The 12,524-nt window shown below is 50.6% G+C and carries 11 protein-coding genes; 8 read left to right on the plus strand and 3 right to left on the minus strand.

The window, feature by feature from the left end:
- Positions 1-121: 121 nt before the first annotated feature.
- Positions 122-382, plus strand: a complete 261-nt coding sequence (locus tag RIG61_07115; GenBank protein ID MEQ9618929.1) for a hypothetical protein — start codon at positions 122-124, stop codon at positions 380-382.
- A gap of 82 nt (positions 383-464) precedes the next feature.
- On the opposite strand, the gene RIG61_07120 is transcribed toward RIG61_07115, so the two are convergent.
- Positions 465-1,994, minus strand: coding sequence for a VWA domain-containing protein (locus tag RIG61_07120; GenBank protein MEQ9618930.1), 1,530 nt, complete (start codon positions 1,992-1,994; stop codon positions 465-467).
- A gap of 100 nt (positions 1,995-2,094) precedes the next feature.
- Between RIG61_07120 and RIG61_07125 the strand changes: the two genes are divergently transcribed.
- Positions 2,095-3,261, plus strand: coding sequence for an MFS transporter (locus tag RIG61_07125; protein MEQ9618931.1), 1,167 nt, complete (start codon positions 2,095-2,097; stop codon positions 3,259-3,261).
- Positions 3,262-3,381: 120 nt separating this feature from the next.
- On the opposite strand, the gene RIG61_07130 is transcribed toward RIG61_07125, so the two are convergent.
- Positions 3,382-4,356, minus strand: coding sequence for a MerR family transcriptional regulator (locus RIG61_07130; protein ID MEQ9618932.1), 975 nt, complete (start codon positions 4,354-4,356; stop codon positions 3,382-3,384).
- 392 nt (positions 4,357-4,748) lie between these two features.
- On the opposite strand from RIG61_07130, the gene RIG61_07135 reads away from it, so the two are divergent.
- From RIG61_07135 to RIG61_07160, 6 genes are all read left to right on the plus strand, one after another.
- Positions 4,749-5,210: a fasciclin domain-containing protein gene (locus RIG61_07135; GenBank protein MEQ9618933.1), complete on the plus strand. Its 462-nt coding sequence runs from the start codon at positions 4,749-4,751 to the stop codon at positions 5,208-5,210.
- 85 nt (positions 5,211-5,295) lie between these two features.
- Positions 5,296-6,453, plus strand: coding sequence for a sigma-70 family RNA polymerase sigma factor (locus tag RIG61_07140; protein MEQ9618934.1), 1,158 nt, complete (start codon positions 5,296-5,298; stop codon positions 6,451-6,453).
- 494 nt (positions 6,454-6,947) lie between these two features.
- Entirely contained in the window at positions 6,948-8,321 is a 1,374-nt protein-coding gene (locus tag RIG61_07145; protein MEQ9618935.1) for a deoxyribodipyrimidine photo-lyase, read from the plus strand.
- A gap of 301 nt (positions 8,322-8,622) precedes the next feature.
- Positions 8,623-9,408 carry a hypothetical protein gene (locus RIG61_07150; GenBank protein MEQ9618936.1) on the plus strand — a complete coding sequence of 262 codons (786 nt, stop codon included), beginning with the start codon at positions 8,623-8,625 and terminating at the stop codon, positions 9,406-9,408.
- Positions 9,409-9,485: 77 nt separating this feature from the next.
- Positions 9,486-10,472, plus strand: coding sequence for a DUF523 and DUF1722 domain-containing protein (locus RIG61_07155; protein ID MEQ9618937.1), 987 nt, complete (start codon positions 9,486-9,488; stop codon positions 10,470-10,472).
- A 182-nt stretch (positions 10,473-10,654) separates the two neighbouring features.
- A complete protein-coding gene (locus RIG61_07160) occupies positions 10,655-11,269 on the plus strand; it encodes a hypothetical protein (GenBank protein MEQ9618938.1) in 615 nt (204 codons plus the stop codon).
- A gap of 173 nt (positions 11,270-11,442) precedes the next feature.
- Here the strand turns inward: RIG61_07160 and trpS are convergent, their stop codons facing one another.
- Positions 11,443-12,450 carry a tryptophan--tRNA ligase gene (trpS, locus tag RIG61_07165; protein ID MEQ9618939.1) on the minus strand — a complete coding sequence of 336 codons (1,008 nt, stop codon included), beginning with the start codon at positions 12,448-12,450 and terminating at the stop codon, positions 11,443-11,445.
- Between the last annotated feature and the right edge of the window lie 74 nt (positions 12,451-12,524).

Genomic DNA, 12,524 nt, shown 5'->3' on the forward strand with positions numbered 1-12,524 from the left:
CACGGAGAGTTGAAGAGAATGGGTTAAGTCATTATATCTAAAAGAAATAACGGATGTCGGATTCATTAAAATGCACTATAATTTGTGTAATCATCCTCGTATAGCAAAGGAGGGTACACACATGAGTGAAGTTACGAGCGCTAAAGGTTACGATACATCGCCCATGACGGTGGGCGACTGGCTTATTACCATGATAGTTCTCGGTATACCTCTGGTCGGTCTCATAATGCTCCTTTATTGGTCGCTTAGCAGCACCGGAAACCTGAACCGGAGGAACTACTGCCTGGCAACCCTGGTAGTGGTGGCGGTGATACTTTTACTGTTCGTCATTTTCGCAGTATTCGGCGGCCTCGCTATGTTCATGTCCCGGCAAGGCGCCTAGATCGGGCAGCTGAAATATATTTTGATGCACCGGGTAAATACGAGTACAGCTTATAGAGTTAGCGTGCCAGACCGGGAATAAATCAAAGGTCGATAAATATGCCTTTGGCCTCTTTGGAGGTGAGACGGGAGACGGAGGTGACTTTATCGCTGAATGTCGCGAGTGTGCCCCATGATTCCCTCTCGGATATATCTATCAGTACGGAATAGACCTTAAAGCCGAGCTTCTCTTTCGCGCTTTTGAAATTCTCCAGCCACGCGTTCCCCACGCCCGCCTCCCCGTCCGTTATAAAAACAATGTCGCCTCTTCTGAACTTTGACTCCCGGAGGAGATCAAGCGCCCTGTTGAGCGGCTCTTCGAAATTCGTGCCGCCGCCCGGGAAATATTCCGCAAGCTCGAAGATATCCCTCTCCTTCATGCCCCAGCCGGCCAGCCCTTCTCCCGCTTCGGACTCGAACACCTTGAGCGGCGCTCCTCCGGATGAGAACACGACTATATTGAGCTTTCGCCTCTCCCTCCGGGCAATCTCGAGAAGAGTAAGGCAGACGCCTTTGGACCACAGCTCCTTTTTACCCTCCATCGACGAGCTTCCGTCGAGGCAGATAACAAGGGGCCCTCTCCCTTTCTCCTCCTTGAGTGAATACTGAAGAAGCTTGCCCTCGACAAGCCTCTTCCTGAAATCGGTTTTAAGCACCGGATTGCTCAATGTGGCCAGCTCGGAAGGAATTATCCTCCCTATGTCATCCCCCGAGGCGATATCGAATACTTCGCTGCCCCTCCTGGACCACGACTTCTTCCTCCCGCTGAGCATCTCTTCCCTGAGGCTGCCGACAATTCTGGACAAACGTCTCAGCTTCTCGTTAGTGTAGAGCTTTGACGCAAGGTCGAGCTTCTCGCCCGCGGACTTCTGGCTCTCAGCACCCATGGACGCGTCCCAGGACATTAGCTCTTCATCCACATCGTCCACTCTCCGGGCGGTCTCGTCCATGGAATTCTTAACCATATTTTTGAGCTTGTGGCTCTTATCCTCATGCCTGCTCTCAAGGTCCTGTTCCAGCGTGTCAAAATCATCCTCTTCCCTAGCAAGCTCGGACTTCTTTTTGCTGCGGACTTTTTGAAATTCCTCCCCGGGCTCCCCCTCCACATCGCCCACTTCGTCCCAAGTCTCCATTTCTTCTCTCGACTCCTCGAGCTCCTCCCCTGCCTTCTCGGCTTCCCATTCTTTTATGAGGGTCTTCTCGCCCGGGCCGTCTTCGGACAGGAGCCAGCCGAGTATCTTGTGGCCCAAATCTATAGCCGCGAGCGAAGACCTGAACCCGTCGAGTACCGTCTCCTCACGGAGCCCGGCGTAGCTCTTGTCCGCCAGAACCTCGGTCAGAATACGTCTTCTCAGCCGGGAGCCCCGCTTTACATCCGTTTCGGGAAGAAAAATAACGTTATGCTTGTAGAAGGAGGCGAACAGATCGAGCATAAGCTCCCTGAAACCGGGCAGCAGGTTTGCCCCGCGCTCTATAAGCCCCCTAAGTTCTACGGACTCGGCTTCGAGGCCGGAGAAAAGCTCTCTGTCGAATGAATCCGTCTCTATATTCTGTTTAGAACGAACGCGCGCCATATACATCTAAAAACTAACACGGGCGCGGGGGAGTATCAATTTACCTATTGCGTGTTAAAATAAAAAACCCTTCTTCAAAGCGTGAACGGATATTGACACAATGAAACTCGACTCAAGGGAAATGAAAGCCGTAATAACGGTCGCTATTATTATGGCTTCGAGGCTTCTCGGCATATTCCTCATACTACCGGTATTCAGCGTTTATACGGAAAAGTACCCCGGCTCGGACCTCGCGCTTGCGGGTATCGCGTTCGGCATATACGCGCTCGTGCAGAGTCTGCTTCAGCTTCCGTTCGGCTGGGCGAGCGACAGATTCGGAAGAAAGCCCGTCCTCCTGCTGGGTATAGGGATATTCACCGCGGGCAGCGTCCTCTGCGGCATGGCGGATACTATAAACGAGCTGATACTAGCCCGTATAGTGCAGGGAGGAGGCGCAATCACCTCTGTAGCAATAGCCTCACTCGGCGACGTCACGCGGCCCGGGGTAAGGGCGCAGAGCTTTACGATAGTAGGCATAGGCGTGGGGACCTCATTTCTCCTCGCTATAGTTCTGGGGCCTCTTCTCGCGGCGCGAATAGGATTTTCGAGCCTCTTCTATATACTCGCCGCGCTCGGAGCTGTTTCCATTCTAATCACCTTCTTTTTCTTCCCGGAGATACAAAAGGAAACCCCGAAAGCTCAAGAACAGGGAATAATGAAGCTGATTACGGACCCGGAGATGAGGAGGCTTCTGGTATCGGCACTGATACTGGCGCTTTCCGTAAACCTCTTCGTCTTTATTTACCCGCTCACATGGACCGCTCTCGGAGTGAGCGAAGCCGCTCTGTGGAAGGTATATCTCATGGCGCTCATACCGTCCGTGGTCTTCGTTTACCCGTATGTAAGGTACACGGAGATAAGGAACAGCCTGGGCATTACCGCCAAGGCAGGCTGGGCCCTGATAGCGCTCGCTTTTTTAATATACCCCTTTGGAGCACGCGCCGCCTGGATATTGTACGGAGTAGGCATGGCATACTTCGCCGGTCACAGTATAATACAGTCGCTCCTCCCGGCGTTTCTCACGCAGAGAGTGGGACAGGAAAAGAGGGGCGCGACGACCGGCATATACAACCTCGCCAGCTTTTTCGGCTCCTCGTTAGGAGGCATGATGGCGGGCTTTCTCTATCAGCTTAATCCGAATCTACCTGTAATCACGGGCCTACTGTTCGTAATCGGCTGGGGGCTCTTCGGTCTTCCGAATGCGCCTGCAATCAGGCGTCATGAGTGAGGCTGCGGAGATTATGTGCATACTACTTGGTACTTCATCCCGGAATTAATCAAACTATTATAAAGCCGGTTCAGAAATGCAGGGGAGTTATTCAAAAATACGAGTGGCGCTTACAGGGTGTCAGGCTATACCGTTGGTTCTGATGTTTTCGAGTGCCGTGCGGGTCTGATAGAGGTCCGAGACCTGCACCGCGTCTATCTCGTCAAGCACCTCGGAGTAGCTCTCCCTCGCCCTGCCGCCCGCGATCACGGGCACACCGGGAAGGTGGCTCCTGAGCTTCCTCAGCTCCTGTATTACGGCAGTATCTTTTTCGGGATAAATCAGGCTCAGAATCACAACTCTTGAGTTATTATACTTCGCGGCCCCGGCTATTTCTTCTGAGGGGAGGTTCGGACCGAGGTATGTGACGTTCCAGCCTTCGCTCGCCGCCGTTACCGCCGCCGCAAGGGCCCCTATATCATGCCACTGGTCGGACGGTGTCGTGACCAGAACGTTCGGAGCGCCCGGAAAGGCCTTCTGCGATGAAAGGAGGTTTCCCAGGAATGTCCTCACGACGTGTGACGCCAGGTGCTCATGGGAAACCCTGATCTCTCCCTTCCGCCAGAGCTCCCCTATCCTCTCCATCAGGGGTAGTATTACGCGCTCGAGAAGGGCATTGCGTCCCATTTCCGTCTCGCAGCTTATAAGCAAATTTTCCAGGGTCTTGCGGTCCATCTGATTGAGCGCGGACATGAAGGATTCTATGTAGACCTCGTTGTCCTTGACAACGCTTATATCTCTGCCTTTGACCATTTCAGGCGGCTTTCTAAGCGGCATATCGATGACATTCATCTCCCCCACGATTTCCCTGAGCTCATCGTCAGTGTAGCTTACGACCTGGCTAATCGGGAAACCGGCCTCGGTGGCTTCACGTAAAAGAGTAAGGCGCTCTATATCACCTTCAGTATAATGCCTTCTATTATTGGAATCTCTCTCCGGTTTTACAACATTGTAACGCCTTTCCCAGGCTCTGATCGCGTGCGGCGTGAGCCCGGTTCTTTTGGAAGCAACCTTCATCGAGTATTTCTTTTCCGTAATCGGGCCGTTTGTACTCATACTTGTATGTTAAACAATCGTCTAACAGTTGTCAAGATAATGTAAATTCCACGATTTTTAAAATTCTTCTCAACTTCTAATGATTATTCAAAAAAAGCCAATAACCACGAGCAATGCAATGATATTGTTTGTTTTGGCTGTACAAAAGGACCAGGTAGCGCGAGAGATGCCAAAAAAAATAATGCTTGACATATGCTATACATTAATTTACTATAGTAGACATGCTATAGACAATCATTAGATTCACGTGATCCAAGATACGTACGTATGAATAACGATGTGTATTGCATGTAAGTAGTAGGGGAAAATCATATCAGGAGGTAATCGTTATGAGATTACTAGCTAAATCAGGATTTGCAGTAACATTTTTTATAGCAGTAGCAGCTTTGGTAATGGGTTCTGTTCCGGCATATTCAGGCTCATACGGAGAGAAGCAAAGGGACGTTGTGGACACGGCGGTGGATGCAGGCTCTTTTACCACGCTTGCGGCGGCGCTTGAGGCGGCGGGGCTCGTGGAAACCCTGAAGGGAGAGGGACCGTTTACCGTATTCGCCCCGACTGACGAGGCTTTCGCAAAGCTTCCCGAGGGCACGGTAGAAACCCTGCTCAGGCCCGAGAACAAGGACAAGCTCGTGGCAGTCCTCACCTACCACGTTGTTCCCGGAAAGGTAACGGCGGAGGAGGTTGTAAAGATGGACTCCGCGAAATCGGTAAACGGCGCTGTAATACCGATCAAGGTAGATGAGGGCGTTGTAACGGTTGATAACGCAACCGTAATAAAGCCTGATGTCATGGCCAGTAACGGAGTAATACACGTTATCGACGCGGTTATACTGCCGGACGATAATGAATAACCAGAGTGTCCCGGGGCCGGGTATAAGCCCGGTCCCATTTATATATAAACGTTGATCAAAAAATACAATATAAGAGAGAGAGAAAATGAACACACTTGAACAAAATTTCGATCAAATGATCATTCGTGAAGGCAGTTACCAAGACTCGGAAGATTCAGATCACTACTCCCTGGACAAAGAATTCAAGGATTACGGAAGCGAGGCATCAAACAGCTTCATGGCGGAAAAGAGGAATTTCAGTAGATTCGGCGGTAAAAGTCCCTCGGACAGAGATAACAAATGGATGAAATACGATGAGGAAAGGGTTCTGCACGTATATTTCAGGGACCTGCTCACGGAGCCACTTCTTACGGCTAACGGCGAAAAGGAGCTTGGCGCTAAAATTAAGGAGTGTGAAACAAAGGTCAGGGAAATACAGAAGCAGCTGGAGGATTTATCCAAACCCCGGTGTAAGAAAAAAGACGGTTCGGTCAGGGACAGGAAAAAACTATCCGCTTACAGCAAGGTCTACACAGAGAAGGCAAATGAGCTTAAAGCACAGTTTATTAAGTCAAACCTGAGGCTCGTCGTGAGCATAGCCAAGAGGCATCTGGGAAGAGGGCTCCCCCTTACGGACCTCGTGCAGGAGGGGAACCTCGGACTTATCAGAGCGGTAGAAAAATTCGACTATAGAAAAGGATTCAAATTCTCCACATACGCCGCGTGGTGGATACATCAGTCCGTAACCAGGGCCATAGCGGAGAAAACGAGGACTATTAAGGTTCCGGTATACGTGCTTGAGCAGTCGGGCAAGGTGTTCAGGGCGAAATACGCGCTCCAGGATGAGCGGGGCAGAAAGCCTCTCCCGGAGGAAATATCGGAGAAAACGGGGCTTTCAATAGAAATCGTACAGGCTGTACTTGACGGAAACGACAGCGTCCTTTCGCTCGACAAGCCCGCAAACGAGGAGAAAACCAAATCATACGTTGACTTAATGCCCGATGAAGACTCTTTAACCCAGGAAACGGCGATTGCGGCGCAGAGGGTGAGGAAGCTGATCGACGACTCACTCTCATCCCTTTCCGAAAAGGAAGAAGAAGTAATAAGGATGAGATACGGAATCGGCGCGCAGAAGGTGTTCACGCTTGATGAGATCGGCGGAAGGTTCGGTGTAACGCGGGAGAGGATAAGGCAGATCGAAAAAGGAGCGCTTGAGAAGATAGCCAGGTCCGATAAGGGAGAGGCGCTCAGGCAGTATCTTTAGTATTTAATCGAAAACCAATCAACGGCATCGCCCTGTACGAATCATCATGCTGAATTGGAAATTCTCGTCACAGGCGTTACAAATTACTGAGGCCGGATCCAGGGAACGCGCCCCAATCACTCTGATACGGGTTTGGGATGTTGTCCGCCGAGGCTCAATATAACGAGTTCAAAATCCGATATCAGGCGACACTATGCTGGCGGTCTCAGCCGACTATCACAAAAAAACACTGAAAATTTTCTTAAAATCAAATTTCTTCTGGATTGAAGTAATTCAACCAAGTACAATTGACTGTATCCGGGCCCTAAAATCGATAGTTATTAACTTCGAATATTGGCGCTCTGTCATCTAATGAACAGCAAAAGTGTTGAAATTGAATACTTTAAGCGGCTTCGTCATTATAGCCTTTTCTATGATAAGAATAAAAACGCCGAACCAAAGAGACAAAAGCGAGCAAGGGCGCTATTTACAGGAGGAAATACAAGTTTAAGGCCATGATGCACTCAAAATCCATATTCTGGTTTAAGAGGGATTTAAGAACGGAGGACAATACGGGTCTATGCCGCGCAGCGGCAGAGAGCGCCGAAATTATACCGCTCTACGTACTAGAGGACAAGATTCTTGCCCAGTACCCCTCAAAAAGCAGGCGTCTCGGTTTCTTTGTGGACGCGCTGCACAACCTCGATAGCGAGCTAAGGAAGCTTGGCTCCCGTCTTCTCGTTTTAAGGGGAAAGGCGGAGGAGATTATCCCGGAGATGATAAAGACTCAAAAGGTTGAGGCCGTCTACACGAACCGCGCATACGGCTTTTCGGGCGTGAAGAGGGATATTGGAGTCGAGCACGAGTGTAAATCACTCGGTATCGCCTTTAAAAAGTTTGAGGACACCTTTCTGGTTCCACCGGAGGAGATTGAGCAGAGAAAGGTATTTACCCCGTTTTACAGGCTCTGGCAAGGCAAGAAAAAGAGGACCGTTCTCCTGAGCCCCGAAAAAATCGTTTCTCCCAAAATCGAAGCGCCTGACTTGGCGAGTATGACGGCTGAGCTCGATTACGAAGAGAATAGACACTGGCCGATGGACTTCCCGGACGGGAGACTCGACAATTTTGACTTTGATGAATACGAAAACACGCGTAACTATCCCTATATCGACGGCACATCGAAGCTCTCCCCTTATCTCAGGTTCGGAGTGGTCTCGGTCAGAAAGGTTTATAAGGCTGCTACAGGAGGGAGCCCCGAGCCGAACGCCTATGTGTCGGAGCTTGCGTGGAGGGAGTTCTGGTATCACATCATGCACAATTTTCCTGAAACGCGCACCCTGGAGTTTCAGGAAAAGAGACGCAATATCAAGTGGATAGACAACGACGCGTGGTATGAAGCATGGAAGGAGGGGCGCACGGGTTATCCGATAGTGGACGCCGGGATGAGGCAGCTCAGGGAGGAAGGCTGGATACATAACCGAGTCAGGATGATAGTCGCATCGTTTCTTACAAAGGACCTCATCATGGACTGGAGGCTCGGTGACAGGCACTTCTTCGACCACCTGGTCGATTACGACGAGATAGTGGACATCGGAAACTGGCAATGGACCGCCTCATGCGGGGCGGACCCCAAGCCCTTCAGGATTTTCAATCCCCTGCTACAGTCACAGAACTACGATCCGGAATGTGAATACATAAAGCGGTATGTACCGGAGCTTTCGAGGACCGAGCCGGAGAAAATACACAATCCGCTCACATACAAGCTGCCCTACCTCACACCCATCGTTAACCACTACGAAATGAGAAACCTGGCCCACGAAGCGTACTCGGGAGGACGCATTGACGACGAGTACATCTCGCAGATTAAAAAGGACCGGGGCTTTTTCTAACCGGGGGCACTATTCCCGCCAGGAGATTCATCAGCTCCGAGAGCAGTCTCCGTGTCTTGTCTCCCCACCCCGGCCCTCAAGGCGCAGACCACTCATTTCGAGTTTCAGTGAAGGCGCGCTCACGGGCTTATAAAAACCATCCGGATCAGGACCGCCGGGTGGACGACAGGGTCATCTCTACTGTTTATCGCCGCCATTGTCGCCTGCGAAAAGGCCCGCGGCCTTTAGTTGCTATTTTGCTCCTTGAAAGAGGTTAGGCGTTTTTTAAAGAAACTGCTACACTTAGATATGTGAGGAAGTAATGGCGTTAAGCGTATTGATGGTTTACGAACCTGTTTCATCCACAAGAGAAAAGGAAAATTACTGGCGGAGCTACATCTCGTTTTATGAAAAGTTCTGGGACAGACCCGCAACGCCGCAAAGCTCATGGTACGGAAGTGAGTACGACCAATTCAGGGGAGCCCTCGCAGAAGAACTCGGCCTGGATAAGAAGGAAATACAGGACTGCTTTTTCATGAAGGACGCGGAGGGCAATTATTATGTAGTGCCGGTAGGATCGAAGGTCAACCTGAACATATTCAGCGCGGAGAACTTCATACCGCTCGAATGGTTTCTGATGTATGAGGGCGGCGAGAAGAAGTATTTCTATACTCATACGGGCTTCGGCGCAATACACCAAGACGCTATTTACTACACCGCAAGGATTGAGGACGCTTCACACAGGTTAAAAGAAGCGGCCCGGGAAATAGATACCGCAATCGCACCCGATGGAGGGGTTCCGACTCGGTCTCTATCGGAGGCCCTGACCGACATAAAGCGGGGCATTTTAAACATTACGGACTGGCTCTCGGGATTCAACGCGGCGGGGTACGTGCTTCTAAACTACGGGGAGATATGCTCTCACATCGAGCCTGACTCGATGAAAAACGAGGATTCCGTCTCCGAGCTGAGACACGCCATCAGGCTTGCCGGCGAGGGGAAGCACGAGGAAGCCGAGACATCTCTAAGAATATTGCTCGGCAAATGGGATGAGATACAGAGGGCGGCATCAGGGGATAAACCGCGGGTCTCCTCCACATTACAATAAAGAACAGCATTTCGCTCTATTGTTATACATCTGGCGATGACGCGCTCTTAAAGACACACTCCGCCCAAGGCTTTGATATGACCGGCAGAACACTTAAGAAACAGTTTCCGAGGCCTGTAGTGGTAACCAGCAAGTGCTTTGAATTCGACGCCTGCAGGTACAACGGCCAGATGATTCCCAACAACTTCGTGCAGAGGCTTGAGCCGTTCGTCGACTTCAGGCCGGTTTGTCCAGAGGTGGAAATCGGCCTCGGTATTCCGAGGGACCCGGTGAGGGTCGTGAATAAGAAGGGGGACAGGAAACTTGTACAACCCTCCACAGGGCGTGATCTTACGTCGCTCATGAGAAGCTTCTCGGAAAAGCATCTGAATTCGCTCTCTCATGTGGACGGTTTCATACTCAAAAGCCGCTCCCCGTCGTGCGGACTAAAGGACGCAAAGGAATTCCCGAACGCGGATAGCGAGATAGCGACCGGAAAGGGCCCGGGGCTTTTCGCGGAAAAGGTGCTTAAAAGGTTTCCCGGACTCGCCGTTGAGGACGAGGGGAGGCTGAGGAATTTCAGGATCAGGGAGCATTTTCTCACAAAACTCTATACCCTCGCGCGTTTCAGAGAGGTGAAGAGAAAGGGCGCCTCCGGAGAACTCGTAAGATTTCATACCGAGAACAAGCTTCTTCTAATGTCCTACAATCAGAAAGAGATGAGGGAGCTTGGGAAGATCACCGCCAACATGGGCAGAAAACCCTCAAGCGAGGTAATAGCGGAGTACGGAGAGCGTCTTCATCATGCGTTCGCTAACGTGTCCAGACGGCCCTCCAACATAAATGTCCTCATGCACGCTCTCGGTTATTTCTCCGACAAACTTACCGGCAGGGAGAAGGCTTACTTCCTCGACCTTCTGGAGAGCTACCGGAGCGGAAAGATACCGCTGAGCGCGGTGCTTACCGTGCTTGAATCCTGGATCGTAAAATATGAAGAGGAATACCTGGCCCGTCAGACGTTTTTCGAGCCATACCCGCCCGAGCTGATCGACATAGGCGACTCGGGGAAAGGGAGAGCTATTTAAACCAGGTCCGGATAGCTTTAGCTGTCCATGCGAAGCGGTCCAGGTAATTCCCATCGAGACGCAATCCATCTCGAAGATTCTATATTCCGTAAAAGCTTATTCTACTCCCGTATTCCGAATAAAAAATTTATAAACATTTCGTGTTTTATATGTTAAATTTTTCAAAGGAGATGTCCGCACCCATGAGAAAACTTATACTGATACTGCCGATACTGCTCGTAATTGGCTGCAGCAGACCGAGAGTTTATATACCCGAGTCATACAGGGTGAAGAAAGAACCGGTAGAAAACGGTGAGACTGTAGAGAAAGAAACCGCCATAATCACCACCGGAGAGGCGAATAAGCCGAAAAAGATAAACGCGACTTATAGAGAGTCCTGGGGAGCGGCTCTTGAAAGCGTAAATTATCTTAAGTGGCCGCCAGCATTCATGGAAGAGCAGGATGGAGTAATAAGGCTCAAAGAGGCCTATGTATACAGAAAAAACGGTAAACTGATCAGGTCTTACACATTCCCTTCCAGGACGGATATTCAGAGGTCGGATATAAACGATTACCTCGAGAAGGTCGCACGATATACACCCGGTACAACCAGAACTACGTTCACTCAGGAGAATCTTAAGATCACGCTCAGTAAAATCTCGGACGATACGACAGAAATCAAAATCGACTACTCGATAAGGCCCTACACCTTCGACGGCAAAATCGGGTATGAAGTCATTTCCAACGGCTACATCGAGTCGATTATTCTCGACCGAATGAAAGAAGACCTGGGCACAAAGCCCGTCGCAAGAAACTAGATGAGCTATCTTCTTACAGGTCTCGGAATCATCGCCTGTTTCGCGGTCATTTTCTGGCTCGACAGATATTACGAGGATGATGACAAAGAAGAATAATTCTCCCTCCTCATGGTTCAATTACAGCTCTAGGGTAGCCGCTTGTTAGCTAATAGTAGTAGGCTGCAACAATAAATTCAGGGTTTGAAAAGCCCCATGTGGGTTATTATCTCGTCCATGTTTCCGTGGGCGATCTCGTTTGCGCGTTTTGTGCCTTCCCTCAGAATATCCCTCACGTCGTCTGGTCTTTTCTCGTACTCGCGCCTCCGCTCTCTTATGGGTTCGAGGAGCTCGTTTATGGCGCGGGCGAGCTTTTTCTTAACCTCCACGTCCCCTACGTTTCCGGTCCTGTAGCGCTCCTTCAGGTCCTCAATTTCCTCCGTATTCCCGTTAAAGGCGTCGTGGTATATGAACACAGGGTTGCCCTCTACCGTGCCCGGTATGTCGGCGCGGATACGCTTGGGGTCTGTGTACATGGTCCGCACGCGCTTCTCGACTTCCCCGGGGTCGTCAGACAGGTATATGCAGTTATCGAGACTTTTGGACATCTTCCTGTTGCCGTCCGTACCGACAAGCCTCGAGGTCTTACTGATTACGGGCTCTGGCTCGATGAAGAAATCGCCGTAGAGGAAATTGAACCTCCGGGCAAGCTCCCTCGTGAGCTCGATGTGGCTGAGCTGGTCGTCTCCCACAGGGACTTTCGTCGCCTTGAACATAAGTATGTCAGCAGCCATGAGAACCGGGTATCCGAGAAGCCCGACCGAGTAGTTCTCCCCTACCCCCATATCCTGTATCTTTTCCTTTAGAGTGGGAATCCTCTCGGCACGCGGGACCCCGCAGATCATGGCCAGCATGGCGTATAGCTCCGTAATGTAGGGTATCTGAGACTGCACGTAGAAGGTCGCCTTCTCAGGGTCCATCCCTACTGACAGCCAGTCCATGACCATCTCGATCGTGTTCTTCTCCACTTCCTTAACTTTGTCGTAATGGGTTGTAAGCATGTGGAGATCGGCCACCAGAAAGTAGCAGTCGTAGTCGTCCTGGAACTCTATACGGTTATAGAGCGAGCCCACCAGATGCCCCAGATGGAGCCTCCCTGTGGGTCTGTCCCCTGTGACGAGAATCGGTTTCTTTATCGTGGCCATTTAAGGAATAATCCTCCAGTTAATATCCAGTAATTAAGGGCATTAATATACACGGTCAAAATAAAAATGTCCCG

It is taken from the genome of Deltaproteobacteria bacterium, from assembly GCA_040223695.1.
Taxonomy (GTDB): Bacteria; Desulfobacterota_D; UBA1144; order Nemesobacterales; family UBA2774; genus JAVKFU01.

Excerpts from the sequence above, each read along its gene's own strand:
- RIG61_07115 (MEQ9618929.1), top strand. The coding sequence starts at position 122 with ATGAGTGAAGTTACGAGCGCTAAAGGTTACGATACATCGCCCATGACG.
- RIG61_07120 (MEQ9618930.1), bottom strand. The coding sequence starts at position 1,994 with ATGGCGCGCGTTCGTTCTAAACAGAATATAGAGACGGATTCATTCGAC.
- RIG61_07125 (MEQ9618931.1), top strand. The coding sequence starts at position 2,095 with ATGAAACTCGACTCAAGGGAAATGAAAGCCGTAATAACGGTCGCTATT.
- RIG61_07130 (MEQ9618932.1), bottom strand. The coding sequence starts at position 4,356 with ATGAGTACAAACGGCCCGATTACGGAAAAGAAATACTCGATGAAGGTT.
- RIG61_07135 (MEQ9618933.1), top strand. The coding sequence starts at position 4,749 with ATGGGTTCTGTTCCGGCATATTCAGGCTCATACGGAGAGAAGCAAAGG.
- RIG61_07140 (MEQ9618934.1), top strand. The coding sequence starts at position 5,296 with ATGAACACACTTGAACAAAATTTCGATCAAATGATCATTCGTGAAGGC.
- RIG61_07145 (MEQ9618935.1), top strand. The coding sequence starts at position 6,948 with ATGATGCACTCAAAATCCATATTCTGGTTTAAGAGGGATTTAAGAACG.
- RIG61_07150 (MEQ9618936.1), top strand. The coding sequence starts at position 8,623 with ATGGCGTTAAGCGTATTGATGGTTTACGAACCTGTTTCATCCACAAGA.
- RIG61_07155 (MEQ9618937.1), top strand. The coding sequence starts at position 9,486 with ATGACCGGCAGAACACTTAAGAAACAGTTTCCGAGGCCTGTAGTGGTA.
- RIG61_07160 (MEQ9618938.1), top strand. The coding sequence starts at position 10,655 with ATGAGAAAACTTATACTGATACTGCCGATACTGCTCGTAATTGGCTGC.
- trpS (MEQ9618939.1), bottom strand. The coding sequence starts at position 12,450 with ATGGCCACGATAAAGAAACCGATTCTCGTCACAGGGGACAGACCCACA.